Below are 23682 nucleotides of genomic sequence, written 5' to 3' on the forward strand. Positions count from 1 at the left end.
ATATTATAAATCGCCCGGGATTCAACGCCACCGCTCTCCCGAACTTTGTAATGAATGCAGTCCAGGAATACAAAGGGATAAACTGCTTCTAAAGGTCGATTCCGCCATTCATTCATCGCTGGAATGATCTTATCTGTGATATGAGATATTTCAGTGGCGGAAATATTCATTGCATACATCTCTTTAACGTAATCAGATATATTGCGCGTACTCATGCCACGTGCATACATCGCGATTACATTGTCTTCCAGTTCCTCAGTTATAATTAACTGCCGTTTGGGAACGATTTTTGGTTCAAAAGTGCCATTTCTATCGCGGTTGCTCTCTAATTCAAAATGTCCAGACTGAAGGCTCCTTACGGTCTTTTTTGTCTTGCCATTTCGGCGATTATTTTCTCCTGATGACTTGCTCTCAGCCAGATGGCTATCAAGTTCTCCATCCATCATCGATTCAAGGAGATGTTTGAGCATGGGGGCAAATACACCATCGGTACCGCCCATCTTTTTACCATTGTAGAGGCCTTCCATTGCTTCTTCTTTGAAGCGTTCAAAATCAAATGGTTTTTTACTGTTCATTGTGTCCATAAGTTTATACTAATTTACTTATTCTTACTCTTGATTATCAAGAGTTGACACAGTTTGATTTACAGTCTCGAAAAGCAGGCAACTTCTGAAATCTTTTCCAGGGACAAATCTGTATCAAGATTTTCATCTATATATTGTAGCGCCTTGTTGACGCTCCTGATGTATGTTATCTGTACTTCTTTATCAAAAGTTGCCATTTTAAAGGAAATGTAATATTCAAATATACACTACTTCCTTTTATATGGTTACCACGAGTCGTTTTCCATCCGTAACTTCCAGCTCCCATACACTATTAATCCTGTCAATCGGTACGCTGAGGGTTTCAAGTACTATTTTCTTTTCTGCGGCAAGCTGGAACATTTCTGGCAGTATCGATGAAAAAAGTTCTCCTACCTCTTCCCTGGTCCACGAACCAAGTCCCGAACCGGTCAGCTGCAGGTTACTGCTGCGTAAAATCATAGAAGACAGCTTAATCTCGTCGCCGGCCATGCTGCCTACCGAAACATATTGTATAGGGTTGCCAAATCCTCCGTCGCCCTTCAATTGATTAAGGATGATTTCAGCTGTATGTCCCCATAAATAGTCGATGACGATATTGATGGGGGTAACCTCCTGTATAGCTTCGATTGATCTGCTGAACTGGTGATCATCAGATGAGACCTGTATCATATCATCGGCGCCAATGGCAAGCAGTTCTGTCAGCGACTGCAGGTTACGGCCCGTCACGATTACTTTGCCCGCACCGTAGTGTTTGGCAATCTGCACGGCAATCCTTCCGGTAAAACCTGTTGCTCCGTTGATCAGTACAACATCTCCCGGTTTAATCCCTGCTTTGTATTTGAGGGCCATCGCTGCGCCGAACACTGCGTTTGGCAATGCCGCCGCCGTTGCGTCGTCAAGCGCGTCCGGAATTTTAACATAACGATCTTTGGAGATAGTAGCTTTCTCCGCCAGCATCCCGCTGGTAGCTATGCCATAAACACGTGTGCCATCCTCCAGCAAACAGACGCCATCGCTGCCGATGACCTTGCCTTTTTCATTGGGGATTTCGCTGGTGTAATGTGTTCCGCTGGCCTGGCCCTTATCAAAATTTTTGATGGCCACTGCCTTAACACTGACCAGGATCTCATTTTCTGTTGCTGGTTCAGGGTTTGGAAATTCCACATATTGGGGCAATTTGCTGTTCTGGTAAATTACTGCTGCTTTCATGTTTCTGATTTTTGTAAAGCAAAGTTGCAGCAACGCCAGGGCCGGAGCAATAACATATGTTACTAACTTTAGAAATGTGCATTCCCTTTGGCTATTTTACTCTTGATACGGCTGAGATGAACTGTGCTTACACCAAGATAGGAAGCGATATAATGCTGACTGACCCGCTGAACAATATGTGGCCTTTCATTTAGTAACCGCAGATAGCGTTGTTCCCGACTATCCCTGATAAAGGAAATAAATTCACCAGAATAATGTGTAAGACGGCTTGCCGTAATTTTCATAAACATCATCAGGAAATCTGTTTCTTTGCTTAGCTCGTCCATTAATAACAGGACATGCTTCCGGTGCAGCAAGTAAACGATTGAAGGCTCCATCGTTACAATGGTAAATGGGCTGGGTAAATTGTTTACAAAGCTATCCAGGGAACTTAAACCTTCTTCTTCAAAAAAGAACTGTACGGTCTTCTCTTCGCCATTATTATTGAAATAGGAGCGGAGGCTGCCTTTTTCAATATATATCGCGTATTGTGATATCGTACCTTCGTCTAATAAATTTGTTTTTGCGGGAATATCCAGCCGTTTCTGATAGGGAAGGTAGCGCTCCCAATAGGAATTCAACTGAGGAAATTGTTTTTGGAATTGAAAGATCATCTTGTTCTTCTAACTTGACTGAATATACCTGAATTAATCAAAAGTATCCAAATAATCTATGAGCCCGAATTTTCAAAGGATTTAATAATCAATGCTCTTCTCAAAATGGAACGATAGCTTTACATTTGTTAACTTACATGATCGATATATTCAGCGATATGGTTAATAAATTAATTCGAAAGTTACGTGAGTCGTTTTTCTTATTAGGAAGCACCTCCATTCAAACGGCAAAATTAAAATTGTTTTACCTGATGCTCGGTGCTAATGTGTTGAAGGGATTGTTATATCTGGGGGATGCTATTGTAAGGTACCATGGCATGGGAAGCTTCAGGGCTTTGCGCTTAATAGTCACATCTATCATCATGATAATGCTCCTGAAACGTTTTCCCAAATTACTGTACTGGGGCATTCATTATGCAATCATTGGTACTATACTGCATCTTTACTACAGGGTGTTTAATCAGCATGTTGGCGCAGATATCATTTCAATACAATGTATCTATATGGTGATCATATCCGCGTTTTACGGGCTGAACAAGTTCTGGGGCGTGATCTACACTTTAATCGCAGCGGCAGCGGTCATTTTATACCATTATATCGGATTTAGGATGGATGGCCTGCATCCGCTTCCTATGGTTACAAACGATCTGTATATCTGTATCAATTTTATGGTTATCTTGTTGTCTCATATCTATTTTCATGGTGTGCTGTACGGCAATCTGCGTGAAATGGAGTCGTTGAACGAGCAGCTCAGGATTTCAAATGAACACAGGACAAACTTCCTCTCCACTATGTCACATGAACTGCGCACCCCTTTAAATTCAGTAATCGGGATCTCAGGCTTGCTTATACACAACAACTCGGACCCGAGGCAGAAACAGGAACTGGATATGCTCAAATTTTCGGCTGAAGGACTGCTTACGCTGATCAATGATATTTTGGATATCAATAAGTTTGATTCTGGTAAGCTGGAACTTGAAGTGATTCCATTTAACCTGTCCGCTCTTTTGAATAATATATCTGAAAGCGTTGCCCGTCAGCACACAGCCAAAAAATTAGCAGTTGTGATCGAGATTGATGAGGCATTAAAAGAGGTGAGTTTTTTGGGAGACCCTACGCGTTTGGGTCAGATTATGTATAATCTGCTGGGAAATGCAATGAAGTTTACCAACGAAGGACAGATAACCGTTAGTGCAGAACTGCTGGGGCAAACTCCGGAATATGATAAAATCAGAATTCAGGTTAGCGATACCGGAATAGGCATCAGCGAAAGTCAGCTGGAGAATATTTTTGAACCTTTCAGGCAGGCTTCAAACAGTACAACCCGTAAGTTTGGCGGAACCGGACTTGGGCTGTCTATTGTGAAAAAATTAGTGGAAGCGTTCGGCGGCCAGATACAGGTGAAAAGCGTTCAGGGACAGGGCACCAGCTTTAGCTTTGAGATTGCAATGAAGCAAACAACGGCGAATGTTCTGCAAAACAGATCAGGAGAGCCACAGGAGGAAAAAAAACTGACTGAGATCCGCATCCTGCTGGCGGAAGATAATATGATGAACATCTATTTTATGCAGCAGGTCTTTAAAAGGTGGGAGATAAGTGCTGATGTTGCGGAGAATGGAACGGAGGTACTTGAACTTCTTGCCAAAAATCACTATGATGTGATTCTGATGGATATGCATATGCCTGTGATGGATGGAATTGAAGCTACGAGGGAGATACGACAACTGGAAGACCAAAGCAAAGCCAATGTATACATCATCGCGCTAACGGCTACGGTGTCTGATGATATACAGATTAAAGTTAGAGAATATGGAATGAACGATTATTTGCCTAAACCATTTCAACTCGACGAACTGAGGAACTTACTATTAATGAGATCGCAGGATGCGTAATTTTATTTAGATATAGATTAAAGCCTGAAGATCAGGTTCCGCTGATCATTTGATTCTTTGGTTTGCCTCCTGCAAGTTATCATCCTTAGTCAGTTCTTTAGCTTTGACAGTTTGTTTGCCAAATCTGTAAGTGAGGCCAAAAGCTATAGTACGGGTGTCATTGTAGGCCCTGCTGCTGTATGGCAGAAATAAGGCCTTTTCCCCTTCGTAAGTCCCTTTGAAAATATCATTGCCCCGTATATACAGGATCAACTGAGGCTTTTTAAATTCCTTTACAAGGGATGCGCTCATATTACTGTAACCAAGATGATGGTATAGCTGATCACTATTCACGTTACTGCCGTTAAAACCTATCCCGATTTTCCAGTTTTTGGCAAAGGTAAAATCATTATTAATGTTTCCATAGACGTTAATATTGGAGCTGGACAAAGGCAAATCGCGATAGGGTTTCAAATCTATGGTGAGGAGCCTTCCGTTGATCCTCAATTGCCAGAAGGAAAGCGGGTTTAGCGAATAGTACCCGCCCAAATAATAATAGGCGCCATTAAAATTGTCGTATTGTTGTTGCAACAGGCCCTGATCGTTTTGCGCAAGCACCGATGAAATCAAGTCCTTGAATATCACTGCACCGAAATTAAATACCAGCTTGTTATTGTATGTATAGCTTACATTGATATTATGATTAATGGCAGGTTTGATGTCGCTGTTTCCAACAAAGTTGGCAACAGTGTTATCAGTAAACCTGGAAAAGGGGTTTAACAGACTATAGTCAGGCCGGGAAATCTGCTTGCTGTAATTGATATCCAAAGCATTCCTGTCATTGATTTTTTTCTGGATATAGAGGGAAGGAAAAGGACTGAGCTTATCATATATTTTTTCTTTGCCGCTGCCGTTGGTTTGAGAAAACACCTGATTTTGTTCTGCCCTTAACCCCAGCTGAAAATACCAGGACTTCAGCTGAGCTTCCCAGGAAGTAAACAGGCCATAATTAACCTCATTGTACCTGAAATTTATCCTGTTGCTGATCATTTCATTTAAGGTTCTTTCTGCGTCCGTATAATTGAGCGCCAGGTTTTCATTCTCCAGAGTGGTATTGTAATATCTTGCGCCAGAAATCCATTCGCCCTTTAAAAAGGGATGCACATACTGACCTGAAAGCGTCACGAACTCAGTATTGCCGGGCAGCACAGCTTTGTAATATGGCGTTTTTGGTTGCAATATGCTTTCGCTGTTATAATTAGCAAAGTCATTAATGATGGTACTGTTGTTCTTATTTTTAGAATAAGCCGCAATAAATTTTACACTGTGCCTGGTGCTGTCCCACTTGATTTCATATTGTGCCTGTGATGAAAAGATTTTGGAAGAGCCATTCACCGCATTGGAACTTTGCCATACGGAATCTTGTAATTGTTTCCTCTCAGCGGTATAGGCGCCATTGTTACCATTAAAAAAGTTGTCAGTATTGTTCGGTGCATATTCGGCATACAAAGTGAGCTGGTTGTTACGATCAAAATCAACTCCCAGATTGCCAAATATGCGATGACGATCACTTCTGTTTAACCCGGTCTGATCTACCTGCCAGGGCAGGTTTTTAGAATTCACAGCGGTACTAAGAACTGATACATTTTCTGTTTTGGACCGCCCATAGGTATAACCTGCCTGCGAAGTAAGTTTTCCTTTTTTTGCATCAATAGTGAGTCCTCCGTTGTATCTGGAATACACCCCGTTCGTGTTGGCTAAGCTTAAAGTCCCCTTAACGCCTTCGTACCGCATATTAGTTGTAGTAATTAAAATCACTGCACCGATATTCGAATCGTATTTGGCACCAGGGTGCGCAGAGATTTCAACTTTTTCTATATTGGCCGAAGGGATGTTTTCCAGGTATTTCATCAGTTCATCACCACTGAGAAACAGCTGCCGCCCGTCTATAAAAACAGTTGCGGCTTTGTTTGATATTTTCAGGCTGCCATCCATTCCGGCTTCTACCAGAGGGCCAAACTTTAAAGCCTCCCATGTATTTGAAGTTTTTGCCAGTGTATTTTCCTGTATATTCATGATGAAATTGCCGTTTTTATTTTCAATGAACTTCTTTTGAGCACGTATTGCAACACCCTTCAATGAAATGGCCTCCTCTCTCAGAAAAAGCGTGATCTCCTCTTGATCTCTAATATTAAAAGTGGTGTCGGTTACCGAATATCCTACATAAGAAGTTTGGATCCGGTACCGGCCTGCCGGTAAGTCAGGAATATTTATCCTGCCATTCTGATCTGTTAACAGTACTTTCCTGAATGTAGTATCTTTTGATATGGTGAAGCTAACTGCCGGCAAAGCACCCTTATCTTTGAAATCTTTGATATTGAAGCGAATGTTTTGCGCTTGTGCGAGTTCACCGAAAAAAAGTAAAAGAATGAAAAATGAGAGCGTCTTGATCATGAGAAGGTTACCGGCTTTTAGCGTTCGGGAATTGTATTAAAGGTAATAAGTTATCATTAAGAAGTATCATTTTCTACGGGAAAGAATCATTTTATTTTTGGATGGTAATTCATGAATTCTAAACTAACATCGTGAATTGCTTTACTATGATTAAAAAAGAGCATTTAAAATTCATTTAGTTATTTTTACTAAATGATAGAAATATTGCATACCTTTATTTTGTGAATTTTACTAAATGAATGGTTGCTTCACCAAATAATTGTAGTAAATCATCTCAACACCAGTTATTAATGCTTTCGAAAAAAACAAAAATTTAAATAATCTACGCAGATGATTCTGCAGTAAGCATCAAAACATTATGAGCGAACATTTTGAAACACTTAGAACACACCTGATCAACTTTGCTGCGCTGACTGATAAAGACATTGATGAAAGCCGGCCATTCTGGAAACCGCGCAAAGTTTATAAAGGAGATTTTTTCAATTTGCAGGATATCGTGTGCAATGATCTGGGATTGGTAATTAAAGGAATCTTCAGGGTGTATATTATGGATGAGGAAACCGGTTTAGAGAAGAACCTGTTTTTCTTTTCTGAAAATCAGTTTTTAGTCTCATTCAGAAGCCATCTCAACCAAAAGATCTGCCACTATTTTATCCAGGCCATGGAAGATTCTGAAATGATCTATATTTCCAATAGCAATTTAAGCAGCCTGTACAAAACGCATCCTAACTGGGCGGTTTTCGGAAGGTTGCTGGCCGAATTATTTTTCACCTATTCGCAGTCCCGAACAGAGGAGCTGCTTTTTGTTTCGCATGAAAAGCGTTATATGCGGCTGTTGGATGAACATCCAACTATCCTTGAACGTATTCCAGCTTATCACATTTCTTCTTATCTGGGGATTACGAATCCTTCATTAAGCCGTATCCGCAAAAGGATCACCACCAAGGAATATCAATAAATATGTTTTTATACTTTCATATGGTCAAGTCTTCTGGAAGCCATTTGTGCTTTGAATGAAATGCCTTTCTATTTGAATTAAAGATAGATAACAAAAATATTGAGTATTTTCATGAGATTTTTACCGGGGTTTTAACTTAAGTGAAAAACCGGAATGAGGATACAGCATACCTTTGATTATCAAATCATCAAAAAGATCATATCATGACAACAACAAATCAATCTAATTACGGTGGTGCCAGCCAGGCTGTGCAAACTGCAACTGCATTGCGTAAACTTTATATTACACGTGTAATATTCTCATTAACATGGATAGCCCTGGTACTCACAGTGGCGAAAACAAATCATACGCTTGCAACCATTCTATTTATCATTTACCCTGCATGGGATGCTGTGGCGACATATTTCGATATCAACGCCAATCCGGCTACGGTAGACAAAACCCCGCAGTATATCAATATGGGTGTAAGTATACTTACAGCTATCGCAGTAACGGTTGCGCTGCAAACCGGCATTCCTGAAGCACTAATGGTGTTTGGAGTATGGGCATTTCTGGCAGGGCTTTTTCAGCTGATCATAGGTATCCGCCGCAGGAAAAACTTTGAGGGACAATGGCCAATGATCATCAGTGGTGCCCAATCCATGTTAGCCGGTGTCGCGATTTTCGCTAAAGCACATGTACCTAACCAGGGTGTGGATACACTGGCCGGGTACTCAGCATTTGGTGCATTTTACTTTGCTTTGGCTGCCTTCCGTTTAGGTAAAACCATTAAAGATGCAAGTGTTACTGCATAAGTCCATCTACATAATTTTGGTAACATGCGCTGGCGGGATATATTCCTGCCGGCGTTTTTTGTTTTAGCTTAATACTAATCCTTCTTTCAGTGCCAATGTATACTTTTCCCTATCAAAGCTATATAAATGTGGTGAGCGGTGTGCGCCGATACTTCGCTTTTCCGTCAGTTTGTTTAACAGGCCCAGAGCGATCAGCTTTTTAGGGAAATTACTTACATCCAGTTTTTTGCCCAGCAGGGTTTCATATAGCGCATGGATTTCACTTAATGTGAATTTCTCTGGTAGCATATTAAGACCAATCGGATAATGGTACAGATGCAGGCGCATGGTATGCAGCGCTTCCTTTACCATTTCGCTGTGATCAAACTCTAAGGGGGGCAGGCTGCCAATGTCAAACCAGGCGCATTCCGCGATGCTGATATCGGTTTGAAGTACGGTTTCTGAAAAGTCAGTAACTGCATAAAAGCCTACGGAAATGGTATGATCCATGAGCCAGTTGCCTTCCCACGATGTCAGCCCGGTAATTTCAAACCACTTCTCTTTGTCAAACTTATTGAATTGAATGCGGTTGGGATCACCAAATGTTTTAAACTGCTGCAAAAAGAGATTGTCAAGCCCCGTGTGCATTCTCACATTACGGGACGCAGCCTCCACCAGGGTTTCGCTGCGTTTAATATGTCCTCCGGGCAAGCTCCAGCTGCTCATGTTTCTGTGCCTGATCAGCATTAATTTCAGCGTCTGCTCATGATAGCCAAAGATTGCACAGTCTATTGATACATTTGGAATATAATGCAGATGACCGTTAAGTATAAAATCTTTAAATTCTTCTTCCGTTTGCATATTCAAAAGTACCATTTCAGATGTGGCAAAAAGACTAATTAGTAAAATTTACTAAATATAGGGATTTTGTATCTTCGCCACAGAGTGGAACTAATGGTTGAAAGGCAGATTGAGACTAATCGTTGAAAGGTTGATCCGTATTGTTGGTGGCGTACTGGATTTATTCTGTTTCTTTGCTACAGGCTCAGAAGCATGTTTTTAATGCAGGATGAGCAAGGAGAACTAACCAGATGAATACCGTACAATCCGATCAGACCATTTTAAAAACCAGGCAACATTTTGAAATCCTTGATGGATTACGGGGCATTGCGGCCATTGCTGTAGTTATTTTCCATTTTATGGAATTTGCCGTTCCCGATTATAAGGACAATTTTATTGCACACAGTTACCTGGCGGTCGATTTCTTTTTCTGCCTTTCAGGTTTTGTAATTGCCTACGCGTATGACAGCAGGGTAGAGCGCATGGGCGTGCTACGGTTTATTCAATCGCGGCTGATCCGTTTGCACGTGCTTGTAGTGATTGGTGCGGTAATCGGCCTGCTCGCTTTTATATTTGATCCTTTCAGCAATCTTTATGAGGGCTATGGATCAGGCAAAACGTTGCTCATGTTCCTTTCTGCTGGTTTGATGATCCCATACCCACTGGTGCATGAGCGCTATTTTAACCTCTTTCATCTTAATCCGCCAACATGGTCACTTTTCTGGGAATATATTGCGAACATTTTTTATGTTTTTATACTCTACAAAATAAAAAAACCATTATTATACGCACTGGTATTCATTGCGGCCCTGCTGCTTATTTATGAAGCCCATTTTGCAGGGAACCTGGCAGTAGGATTTGGGGGTGAAAACTTTTTCGGTGGGGGCATCAGGATGTTTTATTCCTTTCTTGCAGGTATAGTGGTTTACCGCAACAGCTGGATGATCAAATCGTCTTTAAACTTTCTGGTGATGGGCATCTTACTGTTTGCTGTCTTTTTAATTCCCTTTCATGATAAAGCTAATGCGATAATAGATTCAGCAGTTGCTATCATTTATTTTCCGTTTTTGGTTGCCCTGGGGGCAGGAGCAGGTCTGCATACTGTTTATAATAAGGTCTGTAAGTTCCTGGGGGATATTTCTTATCCCTTATATATGATCCATTATCCTTTTCTTTGGATTTTCCTGAGTTATGTAGAAGCGAAAAAACCGCCGATGAATGAAATGGTGGTGATCATCAGTATATCAATATTTTTATTAATTGGGATGGCTTATTTGGTCATGATCTATATTGATGCGCCTATCCGTAAATATTTGAATGCGAAAATCAGAAAAAGTATTTAGATAAAAATTGTGTCGCTACCACCAGCCAGCTGTTCCAGATCAATATTTACATTTTTGACAATATTAGCTTACTTTTTATAGAAAAATTGGATAACCCGCCCACTTGTTTTATATTTAATTAAAGCTATAAAAATGCCAAACTTAATACAAGTATCAATTCCGCCCTTAACTGAGGCCAGCTACCTGCGGAACATTCCAAGCCTCAGCAAAGGAATGCAACTTAAACTCACTAACAATGTGACGTTTTTTGTGGGTGAAAATGGCTCAGGGAAATCTACACTGCTTGAAGGTATTGCCGAACGCTGCGGGTTTAGCCTGAGAGGCGGAAACAGAAACCACAATCTGAATACAGGCTATCGCTTTGACGGATATGAATCGCCACTGGCAGACCTGCTGGAATTATCCTGGTCGCCACGGAAGATCAACGATGGTTTTTTTATGCGGGCAGAAAGCTTTTTCAATTTCGCTTCCTATATAGATGAGCTCGCAAAAGAGGATGCCCGGATTCTGCAGGCATATGGCGGAAAATCACTGAATGAGCAATCGCATGGGGAGTCGTTCCTCGCTTTATTTAACAATCAGTTTGAATCGGGCATTTACATTCTTGACGAGCCTGAAGCAGCACTGTCGCCGGCAAGGGTATTAGCTTTTATGGCGGTTATCCATCAACTGGATATCACTGGCCGGGCGCAATTCCTGATCGCTACCCATTCCCCTTTGCTGATCTGCTATCCCGGAGCAACGATTTACCAGTTTGATGACGAGGGCGTGAGGGAAACCCATTATGAAGATACGGAACATTTTAGCCTGACCAAAGCCTTTTTGAACAATCCTAAACTGTACCTGCACCATCTGATGAATGGCTGATAAAACGGGAGCTCTGCTGACCCAGTTCCTTCCTCCTGGTCCAGAAGTAAATGGCACAGATCAGGGTTACAACAGCAAGCGCCGCCCCAAACTCGTCTATGAAATAACTGGTTTTGCTGCTGGTAACGATGGTGATGGGTGTAAAAAAGCTTTGTACAAATAAATTGTGGCTGGCATGCAGCATTACCGGGGCCCATAAGCTGCCGGATTTTAGCCTGAACCAGGTATAAATAAAACTTGCGCTAACTACTGCTACGGTAAAACAGGTTAATCCATACCAGACTGGAGTGCCGCCATTATAATGCCCCCAGATAATCAAAGGGTAGTGCCACAAGGCCCATATGCCGCCACCAATCAGCGAGGTATACGTATAGCTTGTCACATTATTTAAATGCGGCACTAAAAATCCGCGCCAGCCTATCTCTTCGCCCAGGGCGGTAGACATGCTTCCAAACAAGCCAATTACGCCGTTGACGATAAAAAATAATACGATAAACACGCCCGGAGGAAGGTTGCTCCAGCCCAGTGATTTTGCCGCTTCAGCAACAAATTCCTTGTTGTAGAACCCTCCCCATCCGGCAAACCATATGATCAGATAAGCGATGAGTGCATAGCCCAAAGGAATAAGATAAGCCCAAAGCAAATATTTTGGCTTGCCCCATTTCCAGGCAAGATCACTGATCTTATATTTCATGATCCTGCAGGTGATCCAGGTGGCGAGGGCCGGGCACCACATAATGCCATATCCATAAATTCTGCCGCCGATGCGGCCTTCGCCGGAGTGAAGGGTTAATATCCAGACGATAGCGCTCAGGGCTAAAGTCAGCACCAGAAATATTCCGATCGCTTTTTTACTCTGTGATGTAGAAATGTCCATTTGCGTGATATAAAACTGCCGGCCTCTCATTTAAACATATAGCATCGTACAGCAGCGGATTTCAAAGGTAAAACTAAAATAAAAATCTGCTTTTCACTTAAGTGAAAAATTTGCAGCAGATATCGGGTGAAATTTGAAGCATCAAATAAATATACAAAGCAAAAAAGAAAGTTATGAAAATTAAATCAAAAAAATCCGCATTAGCTGCACTGGCAATGGTCCTTTGCACTGTAACCTTTAGCGCCTCTAAAGTAGCCGCACAGGAAACTTTAAAAAAAGGCGATAAAGCGCCAAACTTTACCCTGAAAGATCAGGATGGAAATGATTTCCAGTTGGCTGACCATATCGGGAAACAAAAAGTAGTTATCTTTTTCTACCCTAAGGATGAAAGTGCAGTTTGCACCAAAGAAGCCTGTGCTTTCCGGGATGCTTATGCGAAATACAATGATGCCAATGCACTTGTTGTGGGCATTAACGGTGGTACAGTAGAAAGCCACAAAGCTTTTCAAAGCAAGGAACACCTGCCATTCCAGTTGTTAAGCGATCCTGGTAACCAGGTGCTTGGAATGTTTGGCGTTAAAGAACAGGCTTTTGGTGAGATGAAACTTACCGGCCGCGAAACCTTCGTGATTGGCAAAGACGGAAAAATTGTTTACAGTTTCCGCGACTTCATGAAAGGCGATGAACATTCTAAACAGGTACTGACTTACCTGAACAGCAAATAGTCTTAAAATAGGTGATGATTGGGCCGTGTACAGTATTGTACCGGCTTTTTTTATTTACTGTCATTTTTCTTCCCGGTTTAACCTTAGTGAAAATTTGCCGGTTGGATACTCAGCAGATTTGTATCAGCGGAAAGGTTCATCACTGCTAAACCAGGCGGGGAGCGCTCTTGAGAACTGCTAAAGAAAACAACGAACGAAAAAGACAATTACTCAGATGAGAAAATTAATTTTAATGCTTTTTTGCCTGCTGAGCATGCAGGCATTTGCAAAGATCGATACACCGGTACACTGGAAGTTCAAATCTGCCAGTACAGGTAAGGATCAATATGCGGTAACTTTTACTGCTACGATTGACAAGGGATGGCATATGTACTCGCAGTTTCTGAAAAGCGGCGGACCGGTGCCAACATCTTTTAAATTTGATAACCTACCTTCTGCTTCGCTGCTGGGCAAGGTAACAGAAAAGCCTGCAGCCTTAAAGGGTTACGACCAATCCTTTGGGATGACCATTGAATACCATGAGAATGAGGTAACTTTCACGCAGATTGTCCGCAGTACGGATGAGAAAGCCCACCTTACAGGCACCTTAACCTATATGGTTTGCAGTGGCCAGAAATGTTTACCGCCCAGCGATATCAACTTTGATATTCCTGTATCGGGGGCTTTGATTGCAGACGGAAACCAGGCCACACGACCTGAAAAGCAAAAGGTTACAGCACCAGCTCAGGCGCCTGTACAGTCTATGGCTGATGCGGATCATTCGCTGCTGGGCATATTTATTGCCGGCTTTCTCGGTGGGCTCGCAGCATTCTTTCTGCCCTGTATCTACCCGATGGTGCCGCTCACGGTATCATTTTTTACAAAAAGATCAGGGACACGTGGACAGGGGATCAGAGCTGCGGTCATCTATGGATTGTCTATCATCACGATTTATGTGGGGCTCGGCCTCCTGATCACCGGTATTTTTGGAGCCTCGGCACTGAATGAGGCAGCAAGCAGCGCCTCTTTTAACCTGCTGTTTTTTGCGATTCTGCTGGTTTTTGCCTTTTCATTTATGGGCGCGTTCGAAATTACGCTGCCATCTTTTTTTGTGAACAAGATCGATCAGAAGTCGGAAAGTGGCGGCTGGATAGGGCTGTTCTTTATGGCTTTCACACTTGCGCTGGTTTCATTCTCCTGTACCGGCCCGCTGATCGGCACATTGCTGGTAGAGGCTGTAAGCAAGGGCACATATCTCGGCCCTGCCCTGGGGATGTTTGGTTTCTCGCTGGCATTATCCCTGCCTTTTACTGCTTTCGCAATCTTCCCATCATGGCTCAAAGCCCTGCCTAAATCGGGCGGCTGGCTGAACTCGGTAAAAGTTTCGCTGGGCCTGCTGGAACTGGCGCTGGCTTTCAAATACCTCACTAATGTTGATCTGGCTTACCACTGGGGATTGCTGAGCCGCGACCTCTTCCTGGGGATCTGGATCATTATCTTCGGCACGCTTGCCTTCTACCTTCTTGGCAAAATCAGGTTAAACCATGATACGGAGGTAACTTCATTGCCCTTGCCACGACTGGTCCTGGCGATGGCGACAATGGTATTTATCGTCTATCTGATTCCCGGACTTTTCGGCGCGCCCCTCAAAGCAATCAGCGGCTGGTTGCCGCCACAGAGCACGCAGCAGTTTACGCTGACAGGCAACGGCCCGGCAGCAGATGCACCGCCCTCAACAGGTCATAAGTATGCCGGCCTGTTCCATGCTCCGGATAACATTGATGCATTTTATGATTATGAAGAGGGCTTGGCCTATGCAAAAAAAGTGAATAAACCTGTTTTACTGGATTTTACAGGCTGGAGCTGTACCAACTGCCGGAAAATGGAAGCCTCGGTATGGTCTGACCCGCAGGTGCTGAAAAGGCTTAAAAACGACTATGTGCTGATCTCCCTGTATGTGGATGACAGAACGGGGCTTAGCGAATCGGAAAAATACACCTCCAAAGTTTCCTCAAAATACATCAAGACACTCGGACAAAAATGGAGCGACCTGCAGGAAGCACAGTTCAATACCAATGCGCAGCCATTTTATGTAGTACTGGAGCCTAACGGGAAACCGGCTGCGGAACCAAGGGCGTTTGACCTGGATATAGATGCTTATACCAGCTTCCTCGATAAGGGCATTATGGCTGCCAAAAAATCTGTCTCATTGTAACATTTAATTTAATATATATGAAAAATCAATTTTTTAAATACAGCCTGCTGTTGTTCTGCACCATGCTGATTACCGGAATCTCTTCATTTAAAGCCAATGCACAGCAAAGCGCTGCAGGGCAGGAAATCAGGTTTAGCACAAAGACTTATAAAGAGGTTTTAGCTGCCGCCAAAGCCAGTCATAAAATGGTATTTGTTGATGCCTATGCCACATGGTGCTCGCCCTGTAAGGAACTGCATAAAACTACTTTCAGGGATCCCAGGACTGTGGCTTACTTCAACAGGCATTTTATCAATTACACGGTTGACGTAGAAAAAGGCGAGGGGATTAACCTGGCCATGACCTGGCAGATCGAAGGATTGCCAACCCTCCTGATCGTAAATGAAAATGGTAAAGTGGTAGCCAATCACACAGGCTATGTGAATGGTAGCGGACTCATGCAGTTTGCACTGGAAGCTACAGAAAGCAGCAAGCCAAAAGCCAAATAGCAAATTTTTCCTTTGGGTTTTAACTTAAGTTAAAATCCAAAGGAAAAATAAGGCTAAAATTTGCTTCCATAAACCTGCAGAGAAAAACGTATTAATGAAATCCCGGACTCTCGTCTGGGAATGCTCCTTTAATGTGGTAGGATAAAAGGAGCGCATCACGCTGTTGGCGTTGTGGTAGGCGCAGCACGTGATGCATTGGCCAGGGACTGAATTGTTCCTGGCCTTTTTTACATCTGGCCACTAATGCGCGCCCGCTTCGGCCAGCGAAATCTTACGGGCCGATTTCCTTACAAAGATCAGGACAAAGGGTATGCAGATCAGGAAAAGCGTTCCTATCCACAGAAAGACATCCATATAAGAAAGCAGAGTAGATTGCTTTTGAACAGTAACTTCGAGGAGGTTATAAGCTGCGTGTCTGGCTCCTGCCAAATCATAACCCTGCGACTGGAACCGGGCAGTAAGCAGGTTTACCCTTTGCTGTACAGCCGGGTCATTTGCAGGCAGGTGACTAATCAGGGCAATACGATGCTGCTGCGACTGCCGTGAAACAAAGGTTGTAATGAGTGCTACGCCAAATGCGCCGCCAAGTTGCCGCAGCATCCCGGTAAGGGCCGCTCCCTGGCCAATCTCTTTTCCCTCTAAAGTGGATAGAGACATCGCGGTAACTGGTACGAAAAGAAATCCGAGACCAAGAGCGCGGACAAATAATACCAGATACAGATTGCTGCTCCCGGTTTCAAGGGTAAGTAAATGATATGACCAGTAGCCGTAAACAAAAAATACAGCCATTCCAAGCGCAATCAGGTATTTGGACTGCGCACCGCGCTGGATCAGTTGCGATACAAGGGCAATCATCACTGCTGTAAATAAGGTTCCGGGCAGCAACAGCAAGCCCGACTGTAATGCAGTCCAGCCAAGCAGTCCCTGTGTATACAGGGGCAGCACAAAGGTAGTACCGAAGAGGCCGAACCCGATCAGGAAGGTGAGGATCGAGCCTATACGAAGATTGGTGTCACGGAGCACGCGCAGTTCCACAACAGGATATTGGTACACGAGTTCCCGCCAGATAAACAGCAGGATCCCCAATATCGCAATAACCGTAAGCAGGATGATCAGTTTACTGCTAAACCAGTCGTCTTCCTGGCCTTTCTCCAGCACGTATTGCAGGGAGGCCACACCGGCAGTGAGCAGGCCTATTCCCAGCCAGTCTACCTGGCTGGCCGGTCGTTTCTTTTCGTACCGGGGGCTTTTTACATATCGGATAGCCAGCACTGCTGCCAATAAACCGATGGGCACGTTGATATAGAAGATCAGGGGCCAGGAATAATTGTCGATCAGATAGCCGCCAAGCGTTGGGCCTATACTTGGGCCAACTAACAGGCCTAAGGTATAAATCCCCTGGGCAATTGCCCTTTTCTCTGCGGGCCAGCTTTCGGCAATAATGGTTTGCGAGGTCACCAGCAAAGCGCCGCCACCCAGGCCCTGTATAAAGCGAAAGATCACCAGCTCCCAGATGCCCGTGGCGTGTCCGCATAAAAAAGAACAGATGGTGAAAATTAAAACCGAGGCCGCAAAATAATTCCGCCGCCCGAATTGCTGGGATAACCAGCTGGTCATTGGTACGATGATCACGTTGGCGAGGGAATAGGCGGTGATCACCCAGCCGATCTCGTTGACGGTTGCGCCAAGATTACCGCGCAGGTCGTTCAATGCCACATTGACGATCGTGGTGTCAATCAGTTCCAGCATTGCACAGACCACAGCGGTGATCGTAATGATGATCCGGCGCGATCCGTATTCTACAAGTGAATTAGCAGTTGTTTCCATTTACGATTAAAAAAAATGCGAAGGCATGCCTTTTGGGCAGCCTTCGGGTGGTGTAATGAATAGAAGAAATAGTTGCGGCAGCCTGAATTATCCGGCAATCCGGGGTTTTCAGACCAGCTCTGCTTCCCGGGCAGCCAGAAAGCGTTCTGCATCAAGTGCAGCCATACAGCCTGTTCCCGCCGCCGTAATCGCCTGGCGGTAGATATGGTCCTGCGCGTCACCGCAGCAAAACACGCCCGGAATAGCGGTAGATGTTCTGCCGGGCAGGGTCTTGATATACCCGGTTTCATCCATATCAAGCAGGCCCCTGAAAATATCAGTATTGGGCTGATGGCCAATAGCAACGAACAGGCCCGAAACCGGGATATCCATTTCCTGCCGGGTGATACTATTCAAAACCCTGACGGCTGTGACATTCTTATCATTGCCAATGACCTCCGTGATTTCCGAATGATAGCGAACCTCGATATTTGGGGTGTTAAGGACGCGGTCGATCATAGACCTAGAAGCGCGGAATTCACCACGGCGGACAAACATATGAACCTTGCTCACGAGTTTGGAAAGATATGTTGCCTCTTCTGCAGCGGTGTCGCCACCTCCAACCAGTGCCACTTCCTGGCCCCTGAAAAAATACCCATCGCATACTGCGCAGCCTGATACGCCAAAGCCATTGTACCTGGCCTCGGATTCAAGCCCCAGCCATTTGGCGGAAGCACCGGTTGAAATGATCACGGTGTCGGCCACCACGGTTTTGGTCTCGTCGATCGTTACCTGAAAGGGATAACTGCTGAAGTCTACCCCACTCACATAGCCAAACCTGATTTCGGTGCCAAAGCGCATTGCCTGTTTCTGGAGGTCTTCCATCATCTCCGGACCAAGGATTCCGTTTGGATATCCCGGAAAGTTTTCTACTTCAGTAGTTTGGGTGAGCTGTCCCCCAGGGTTCATGCCTGTATATATGACGGGTTGAAGACCGGAACGGGCAGCATATATTGCGGCTGTATAGCCGGCAGGTCCCGATCCAATGATCAGGCACCTGATGTGTTCTGTTTCTGTTTGCATAATAAAATTGAATTGACCGGGCAGCAGCTATACACGCACTGCCCGGGATATATTTATTCCTGATAACTTACAGTAAGTTCTATCTGTACAGCAGACAATGCTTTGGAGATCAGGCAATTGTTTTTGGCCATCAGGGCGACTTCTCCGAACCGCTCTGCTGACAGATCTTCGATCGCTGTTGCAGAAAGCTCAAGGTTAACCTTAGTGATACTACCTGTAGACATATCCAGTGTTACAGTAGCTGTTGTATTCAGCTCTGCCGGAGCGAAGTTCTGTTGCGTTAAGGCATGGGAAAGGGCCATGGTGAAACAACCGGCGTGGGCCGCTGCAAGCAATTCTTCCGGATTGGTGCCTATTCCATCTGCGAAACGGGTGTTGAATGAATATTGTACATGATCTAGTACCTGGCTTTGAGTGGATATGGTGCCTTGCCCCATTTTGATATCGCCTTGCCAGAAGGCTTTTGCTGTTCTTTGCATGATTTTACAATTTGTGATGTAAAAGTCCGGCAAATACCAGGATTCTTTTTTCACTTAAGTTAAACCAGGCATAATATTTAGTCCATTCTATTATAGATTCATTCCCCCGGAGGCCTCAATACGCTGTGCTGTGATCCAGCTGGCATCTGCTGTGCACAGGAAAGTAACTACGCCGCCGATGTCACTCGCCTCTCCGATACGTCCCAAGGCAGTTGCTGCCAAAGTATTGGCCCTGAAAAGGGGATTGTCCCTCACCAGTCCGCCGCCAAAGTCGGTGGCGATAGGGCCGGGCGCTACGGTATTAACTCTGATTCTCCTTGGGGAAAGCTCCTTGGCCTGGTACCGGGTAAGTGTTTCCACTGCGCCTTTCATCGCCGCATAGGCAGAAAATCCGGCAACGCTGGCTTGGGCAAGCCGGCTGGACATATTGACGATCGCCCCGCCATCGTGTATAAAAGCAAGGCTCTGCTGGGTGAAAAAGTAAAGTCCTTTAAAATGCACGTTCAACAGGTAATCAAACTGTTCTTCTGTAGTTTCTTCGTAAGTTGCATGCAGCCCAACACCTGCATTATTGATCAGGTAGTCGAAACGGCCGGCACCAAACTCTTTCTGCAGGAGCACCTCAAGCTCCTTAAAAAAAACAGTAAACTTTTTGATCTGCACGATATCAAATTGTAGTGCAACAGCATGAACGCCTGCCTGTTTCAATTCTTCTACCACCTGTAGTGCAGCTTCTTTGTTTGTCTGATACGTAAAAATGATGTTTACACCCTTTGCCGCGAGTTTTAGCGCAATGTTTGCTCCCAATCCGCGGCTTCCGCCAGTGATCAAAGCGATTTTCTTTGTTTCTGTCATGTTGTATTTTGTTTGAATTACAGATACAAATTTAGACAGCAGCACGCTGGGGACCTTTAGCCGATTAATGGCTTTGATTGGACAATTGATGGTTTATATTTCTGAAATCCATAGCAGTTATGCCGGTATGTTTTTTAAAGAAGCGTGAGAAATAGGCATGGTCTTCATAGCCTAAATCATATGCGATTTGTTTTACATTCCGCGAGGTATAATACAGCATCCTTTTGGCTTCCAGTAGTATTTCCTGGTTGATCCAGTAACTGGCCGGAAAGCCGGTGATTTCTTTTACTGCTTCGTTCAGATACAGGGGTGTGATATGTACCAGTGACGCATAAGCCTTAACCTGCTTCAGTTCTTTGAATTTTTCGCGAACAAGGCTTTTAAAGTGGATAACGAGGCTGTGCTTATGACCGCCGGAATACCTGACATTGGGCTGGTTTTGTAAAATCTGTGACGCGATCATACCTGATAGTGTCGCGATAAGTGTTTCCGTAAGGGGCTTTAGAAGGGGCAATGATTCCTGTTTCAGCATCTGATCAAGGACAGTTACGATCCTGAATACCGGATCGCTTTGGATGGTTGCGCAGTTTTGAAACGCGTTGAGGTACACATCGAAGATTTCGCGGTACTGGCCTGGGATCAGCCGGCTATCCGCAAAAACCAGCCAGCCTTCTGAGTGTTCAAAGTTGATATACCGGTGTACCTGGCCGGGGGCGATGTAACATAAGGAAGGCCCATCCAAAATCATTTCCTTATAATCTACTTCCCAGGTAAATGAACCGCCTTCCTGTATCAAAAACATATAATGGTCATCCCTGTGGGGTAGGGGACCGGTATAACCCGCTTCGCTGACCGGCAGTACATCAACACCGCTGGCATCCAGCTCATCCTGATGTAAACTAATTTTGTCACTTTTCATCTGATCTCTTCTGCTGAAGGTATACTGCAAAAGTAATCACAGCTTTGCTCAGTTGCAGAAAATAATTTGTGGGCAATAAAAAACATTTTCTGTAATGATTTTTTAGGAAAAAAAACCCAGGGTTTTCACTTAAGTTAAAAAAGCAAAGTGTTGTGTTGCCGTAATTTACGTGCAAATAATTGAAGATTAGGAAACATTATGATGCCATAGTGATCGGCTCGGGACAGGCCGGATTACCTATCCTACCTATTCAGAGTCGCTGAATAATCTGTTTATGAAGCTGGGAAACGAATCGAAAGATTTTACCAGGTTATTTATCCGCCATTGCGGCGGGTAATAATCTATATTCTGCAGTTAATCGATCCTGTTTGCAGGAGTTCATTGTGCAGGAATTTCCGGATGTCATCTACGGGCAGGTGGTCGCCCAGGTACTGATTATAATAGGGGTACACAATGATACCTGCTTCGTCAATCAGGAAGTCGGCCCCTAATAGATTGAGATGCCCTTCAGGCTCAAATTTTTCCTTAAACAGCTTGTGTCCTTCCTTCGCTTTTGCATAGGCACCTTTGTACATCGAAAACAAGATCTTCAGGGTATTGAGCTCGATATCATATAAAGTATAAAGGTCAAATCCGGGATTGGGGATGATATGTGCGTAAAACGATTCATTGGCGCTGTAGCGCTTTAAGTTTTCTATTGAGCTTTCATATACCGCAAGAACAACCAGGCCCATCTCCCTGAAATATCCGTCCATCTGCTGCAGTTGCAGGAAACGAAGATTGGTAAAGGGGCAGGCTACATGCCTGTAAAATGTAAGGAGTACTTTTCTGCCTCTGAAAGAGCTGAGTTTTACCGGGTTCCCTGACAGGTCTGTAATGTGAAAATCAGGAGCCGGTTGGTTGGCAAGTAACGACATATGAAGCGCATTATGCCGGCAGTTGTTAAACCACCGGCTGTTGTGAATTGATTATTTTATGATTTGCAAAAGGATTGCGGTTACCTGATCAGGGACAGAAAGAAAAGGGCAATGACCTGAATCAAGGGTAAATACGTTTTTGATGCCATGTTCAGCTACAATTTTCTTTTGAAGTTCGTAGGGGGCAACCAAATCCTTTGTGGTATGGATATAGTATTTTGGGAGCGCAGCCGCTGCCGGATTATTCTTTAATACGATCTTTTCCATTTGTGGGTGGAGAGGCTCCGGCCTGTTATTGGCAATCAGCAATTGTTTGACTTCCTCCGAGCCGTCCTGGCAGAAAATTGAAAATACTTTGTCGTTAGATATACTGCCGGTGAGGCCATCTGCGGATGGGGTTACATTGGGAAAAAGTTGTGAACTTGCGTCCATGCCCACGATATCATCTAAAGACTGTCCGTTTTTAGGAATTGCTGCGGCAATATATACCATCTTTTCGATGTGTTCGGGAATGGAATCCGCTACCCCTGTAATTACAGAACCACCTGCACTGTGGGCTACAAGTACAACTTTGCCGCTGATGCCTGTGATGGCAGAAATTACTTTGTTACGGTACGAATTAAGCGTAAGAGTTGCCACAGGGGTTTGGTCTGAACCATGTCCCGGAAGTTCCACAACCACCACCTTTTGTCCTGCGGCCTCGAGCTGGGCTTTTACGTATTTCCAGGCATATGCTCCCTGGAAAGCGCCATGCACAAGCACAAAGGTTTTAGTTTGTGGAGGAGCAGGGTTATGGTCGTCATCTTTATCACAGCCCGTCATCGACAGCAGAAAGGCAAATGCCAGTATAAATGCAGCCATTACAGGGACTGCAAATTTTCTTGTTTTGTTTGTATTCATGATATTTCTTTTTTAACTGTTGCAAATATCAGGGTTCATCTGCTGCATGTTTTTCACCTAAGTTAAGACCGGGATTTTTTTCAGTACAGCAGCCGGATGTAATTACGAATTTGTCATGACCGGGAATTAACCTGTTTGTTTCTGCTATGATCAGATCTTTTCTTAATTTCAGGGCATAAATTAACTTAAGTTAAAATGGCGTTGGATTTAATTGTCCAAATTTGGCGCGCTCGCCCGATGTTGTTCTCAAGAAGGCCGTTTTGAAAAATTAAGAATTGATCATGAATGACAAAAATGAAATTATAGCCCAGCATCTGCGCAATTTTGCCTCGCTGACAGATAAGGATATTGCCCAGGGACAACAGTTCTGGAAACCGCGGTCGATAAAAAAAGGGGATTTTTTCAATATGCAGATGATGGTCTGCAATGATCTTGGATTGGTAGTTAAAGGAATCTTTCGAATATATTACCATGATCCAAAAACGGACACGGATAAAAACCTGTTTTTCTTTTCAGAAAATCAGTTTGTGGTGTCTTTCAGAAGCTTCATCTCCCAAAACCCCTGCTGGTATTATATCGAAGCAATGGAAGATTCTGAAATTGTTTTTATATCCTATAAGGACCTGAACGGTCTGTATGATACCAATGCCAACTGGGCAAAGTTTGGCAGGCTGCTGGCGGAACTGTTTTTCGCGTATGCACAAACACGCACCGAAGAATTTGTGTTTTTCTCACATGAGGAACGATACCTGAGGTTGCTGGAGGAACACCCAAATATTATAGAGCGTATTCCTTCATATCATATTTCTTCTTTTTTAGGTATCACAAATCCATCACTGAGCAGGATCAGAAAGCGCATCAAAAAGTAATGGGCCCACATCCCTTCC

Annotated in this window: 22 protein-coding genes; 9 read left to right on the forward strand and 13 right to left on the reverse strand. The window is 44.0% G+C overall.

The genetic code is table 11. The features are described 5' to 3' along the window. The 3 genes from FN831_RS02825 to FN831_RS02835 all read right to left on the reverse strand — a co-directional run. The coding region (locus FN831_RS02825) for a transposase (protein ID WP_221931254.1) at positions 1 to 575 on the reverse strand (575 nt) is incomplete at its 3' end. A gap of 246 nt (positions 576 to 821) precedes the next feature. Next, positions 822 to 1793 carry a quinone oxidoreductase family protein gene (locus tag FN831_RS02830; protein ID WP_142526708.1) on the reverse strand — a complete coding sequence of 324 codons (972 nt, stop codon included), beginning with the start codon at positions 1791 to 1793 and terminating at the stop codon, positions 822 to 824. A gap of 68 nt (positions 1794 to 1861) precedes the next feature. Beyond that, on the reverse strand, positions 1862 to 2446 hold the full coding sequence (locus FN831_RS02835; RefSeq protein WP_142526709.1) for a Crp/Fnr family transcriptional regulator: 585 nt from the start codon (positions 2444 to 2446) through the stop codon (positions 1862 to 1864). A gap of 158 nt (positions 2447 to 2604) precedes the next feature. Here FN831_RS02835 and FN831_RS02840 point away from each other — a divergent pair, with 158 nt between their 5' ends. Next, the gene (locus FN831_RS02840) at positions 2605 to 4338 is read left to right on the forward strand and encodes an ATP-binding protein (RefSeq protein ID WP_185960363.1); all 1734 of its coding nucleotides are present in this window, start codon (positions 2605 to 2607) and stop codon (positions 4336 to 4338) included. Positions 4339 to 4383: 45 nt separating this feature from the next. Here the strand turns inward: FN831_RS02840 and FN831_RS02845 are convergent, their stop codons facing one another. Then, a complete protein-coding gene (locus FN831_RS02845; protein WP_142526711.1) occupies positions 4384 to 6771 on the reverse strand; it encodes an outer membrane beta-barrel family protein in 2388 nt (795 codons plus the stop codon). Between the two features lie 358 nt (positions 6772 to 7129). Here FN831_RS02845 and FN831_RS02850 point away from each other — a divergent pair, with 358 nt between their 5' ends. Both FN831_RS02850 and FN831_RS02855 read left to right on the forward strand, forming a co-directional pair. Then, complete coding sequence (locus tag FN831_RS02850; protein ID WP_142526712.1) at positions 7130 to 7729, forward strand: Crp/Fnr family transcriptional regulator; 600 nt, start codon at positions 7130 to 7132, stop codon at positions 7727 to 7729. Positions 7730 to 7932: 203 nt separating this feature from the next. Next, complete coding sequence (locus FN831_RS02855) at positions 7933 to 8523, forward strand: DUF308 domain-containing protein (RefSeq protein WP_142526713.1); 591 nt, start codon at positions 7933 to 7935, stop codon at positions 8521 to 8523. A gap of 63 nt (positions 8524 to 8586) precedes the next feature. On the opposite strand, the gene FN831_RS02860 is transcribed toward FN831_RS02855, so the two are convergent. Continuing rightward, on the reverse strand, positions 8587 to 9363 hold the full coding sequence (locus FN831_RS02860) for an NUDIX hydrolase (RefSeq protein ID WP_142526714.1): 777 nt from the start codon (positions 9361 to 9363) through the stop codon (positions 8587 to 8589). Between the two features lie 230 nt (positions 9364 to 9593). Here FN831_RS02860 and FN831_RS02865 point away from each other — a divergent pair, with 230 nt between their 5' ends. Next, positions 9594 to 10685 carry an acyltransferase family protein gene (locus FN831_RS02865; RefSeq protein WP_142526715.1) on the forward strand — a complete coding sequence of 364 codons (1092 nt, stop codon included), beginning with the start codon at positions 9594 to 9596 and terminating at the stop codon, positions 10683 to 10685. A gap of 132 nt (positions 10686 to 10817) precedes the next feature. Further along, complete coding sequence (locus FN831_RS02870; protein ID WP_142526716.1) at positions 10818 to 11552, forward strand: AAA family ATPase; 735 nt, start codon at positions 10818 to 10820, stop codon at positions 11550 to 11552. Here the strand turns inward: FN831_RS02870 and FN831_RS02875 are convergent. Further along, the gene (locus tag FN831_RS02875) at positions 11518 to 12429 is read right to left on the reverse strand and encodes a type II CAAX endopeptidase family protein (RefSeq protein WP_142526717.1); all 912 of its coding nucleotides are present in this window, start codon (positions 12427 to 12429) and stop codon (positions 11518 to 11520) included. The genes FN831_RS02870 and FN831_RS02875 overlap by 35 nt on opposite strands. A 173-nt stretch (positions 12430 to 12602) precedes the next feature. Between FN831_RS02875 and FN831_RS02880 the strand changes: the two genes are divergently transcribed. The 3 genes from FN831_RS02880 (at position 12603) to FN831_RS02890 (ending at position 15836) form a co-directional block, all read left to right on the forward strand. After that, complete coding sequence (locus FN831_RS02880; RefSeq protein WP_142526718.1) at positions 12603 to 13154, forward strand: peroxiredoxin; 552 nt, start codon at positions 12603 to 12605, stop codon at positions 13152 to 13154. Between the two features lie 214 nt (positions 13155 to 13368). Continuing rightward, on the forward strand, positions 13369 to 15348 hold the full coding sequence (locus tag FN831_RS02885; protein ID WP_142526719.1) for a protein-disulfide reductase DsbD family protein: 1980 nt from the start codon (positions 13369 to 13371) through the stop codon (positions 15346 to 15348). A 17-nt stretch (positions 15349 to 15365) separates the two neighbouring features. Further along, positions 15366 to 15836, forward strand: coding sequence for a thioredoxin family protein (locus FN831_RS02890; RefSeq protein ID WP_142526720.1), 471 nt, complete (start codon positions 15366 to 15368; stop codon positions 15834 to 15836). 240 nt (positions 15837 to 16076) lie between these two features. Here FN831_RS02890 and FN831_RS02895 read toward each other — a convergent pair whose 3' ends face one another. From FN831_RS02895 to FN831_RS02925, 7 genes are all read right to left on the reverse strand, one after another. Further along, positions 16077 to 17663, reverse strand: coding sequence for a DHA2 family efflux MFS transporter permease subunit (locus FN831_RS02895; protein ID WP_142526721.1), 1587 nt, complete (start codon positions 17661 to 17663; stop codon positions 16077 to 16079). Between the two features lie 108 nt (positions 17664 to 17771). Continuing rightward, positions 17772 to 18725 carry a thioredoxin-disulfide reductase gene (gene trxB / locus FN831_RS02900; protein ID WP_142526722.1) on the reverse strand — a complete coding sequence of 318 codons (954 nt, stop codon included), beginning with the start codon at positions 18723 to 18725 and terminating at the stop codon, positions 17772 to 17774. Between the two features lie 53 nt (positions 18726 to 18778). After that, positions 18779 to 19204, reverse strand: coding sequence for an OsmC family peroxiredoxin (locus FN831_RS02905; protein WP_142526723.1), 426 nt, complete (start codon positions 19202 to 19204; stop codon positions 18779 to 18781). A gap of 90 nt (positions 19205 to 19294) precedes the next feature. Next, positions 19295 to 20059 (reverse strand): SDR family NAD(P)-dependent oxidoreductase, encoded by a 765-nt coding sequence (locus tag FN831_RS02910; RefSeq protein ID WP_142526724.1) that lies wholly within the window; start codon positions 20057 to 20059, stop codon positions 19295 to 19297. 64 nt (positions 20060 to 20123) lie between these two features. Continuing rightward, the gene (locus tag FN831_RS02915) at positions 20124 to 20978 is read right to left on the reverse strand and encodes an AraC family transcriptional regulator (protein ID WP_142526725.1); all 855 of its coding nucleotides are present in this window, start codon (positions 20976 to 20978) and stop codon (positions 20124 to 20126) included. Between the two features lie 341 nt (positions 20979 to 21319). Continuing rightward, positions 21320 to 21895, reverse strand: coding sequence for a redoxin domain-containing protein (locus FN831_RS02920; RefSeq protein WP_142526726.1), 576 nt, complete (start codon positions 21893 to 21895; stop codon positions 21320 to 21322). A 51-nt stretch (positions 21896 to 21946) separates the two neighbouring features. Continuing rightward, positions 21947 to 22795: an alpha/beta fold hydrolase gene (locus FN831_RS02925; RefSeq protein ID WP_142526727.1), complete on the reverse strand. Its 849-nt coding sequence runs from the start codon at positions 22793 to 22795 to the stop codon at positions 21947 to 21949. Positions 22796 to 23076: 281 nt separating this feature from the next. Between FN831_RS02925 and FN831_RS02930 the strand changes: the two genes are divergently transcribed. Next, positions 23077 to 23664: a Crp/Fnr family transcriptional regulator gene (locus FN831_RS02930; protein WP_142526728.1), complete on the forward strand. Its 588-nt coding sequence runs from the start codon at positions 23077 to 23079 to the stop codon at positions 23662 to 23664. The last annotated feature ends 18 nt before the right edge of the window (positions 23665 to 23682 follow it).

Source organism: Pedobacter westerhofensis (assembly GCF_900182595.1).
GTDB lineage: Bacteria > Bacteroidota > Bacteroidia > Sphingobacteriales > Sphingobacteriaceae > Pedobacter > Pedobacter westerhofensis.

Bases quoted from the DNA above. Each gene is read 5' to 3' on its own strand.
- FN831_RS02830 (WP_142526708.1), bottom strand. From the start codon at position 1,793: ATGAAAGCAGCAGTAATTTACCAGAACAGCAAATTGCCCCAATATGTG.
- FN831_RS02835 (WP_142526709.1), bottom strand. From the start codon at position 2,446: ATGATCTTTCAATTCCAAAAACAATTTCCTCAGTTGAATTCCTATTGG.
- FN831_RS02840 (WP_185960363.1), top strand. From the start codon at position 2,605: ATGGTTAATAAATTAATTCGAAAGTTACGTGAGTCGTTTTTCTTATTA.
- FN831_RS02845 (WP_142526711.1), bottom strand. From the start codon at position 6,771: ATGATCAAGACGCTCTCATTTTTCATTCTTTTACTTTTTTTCGGTGAA.
- FN831_RS02850 (WP_142526712.1), top strand. From the start codon at position 7,130: ATGAGCGAACATTTTGAAACACTTAGAACACACCTGATCAACTTTGCT.
- FN831_RS02855 (WP_142526713.1), top strand. From the start codon at position 7,933: ATGACAACAACAAATCAATCTAATTACGGTGGTGCCAGCCAGGCTGTG.
- FN831_RS02860 (WP_142526714.1), bottom strand. From the start codon at position 9,363: ATGCAAACGGAAGAAGAATTTAAAGATTTTATACTTAACGGTCATCTG.
- FN831_RS02865 (WP_142526715.1), top strand. From the start codon at position 9,594: ATGAATACCGTACAATCCGATCAGACCATTTTAAAAACCAGGCAACAT.
- FN831_RS02870 (WP_142526716.1), top strand. From the start codon at position 10,818: ATGCCAAACTTAATACAAGTATCAATTCCGCCCTTAACTGAGGCCAGC.
- FN831_RS02875 (WP_142526717.1), bottom strand. From the start codon at position 12,429: ATGGACATTTCTACATCACAGAGTAAAAAAGCGATCGGAATATTTCTG.
- FN831_RS02880 (WP_142526718.1), top strand. From the start codon at position 12,603: ATGAAAATTAAATCAAAAAAATCCGCATTAGCTGCACTGGCAATGGTC.
- FN831_RS02885 (WP_142526719.1), top strand. From the start codon at position 13,369: ATGAGAAAATTAATTTTAATGCTTTTTTGCCTGCTGAGCATGCAGGCA.
- FN831_RS02890 (WP_142526720.1), top strand. From the start codon at position 15,366: ATGAAAAATCAATTTTTTAAATACAGCCTGCTGTTGTTCTGCACCATG.
- FN831_RS02895 (WP_142526721.1), bottom strand. From the start codon at position 17,663: ATGGAAACAACTGCTAATTCACTTGTAGAATACGGATCGCGCCGGATC.
- trxB (WP_142526722.1), bottom strand. From the start codon at position 18,725: ATGCAAACAGAAACAGAACACATCAGGTGCCTGATCATTGGATCGGGA.
- FN831_RS02905 (WP_142526723.1), bottom strand. From the start codon at position 19,204: ATGCAAAGAACAGCAAAAGCCTTCTGGCAAGGCGATATCAAAATGGGG.
- FN831_RS02910 (WP_142526724.1), bottom strand. From the start codon at position 20,059: ATGACAGAAACAAAGAAAATCGCTTTGATCACTGGCGGAAGCCGCGGA.
- FN831_RS02915 (WP_142526725.1), bottom strand. From the start codon at position 20,978: ATGAAAAGTGACAAAATTAGTTTACATCAGGATGAGCTGGATGCCAGC.
- FN831_RS02920 (WP_142526726.1), bottom strand. From the start codon at position 21,895: ATGTCGTTACTTGCCAACCAACCGGCTCCTGATTTTCACATTACAGAC.
- FN831_RS02925 (WP_142526727.1), bottom strand. From the start codon at position 22,795: ATGAATACAAACAAAACAAGAAAATTTGCAGTCCCTGTAATGGCTGCA.
- FN831_RS02930 (WP_142526728.1), top strand. From the start codon at position 23,077: ATGAATGACAAAAATGAAATTATAGCCCAGCATCTGCGCAATTTTGCC.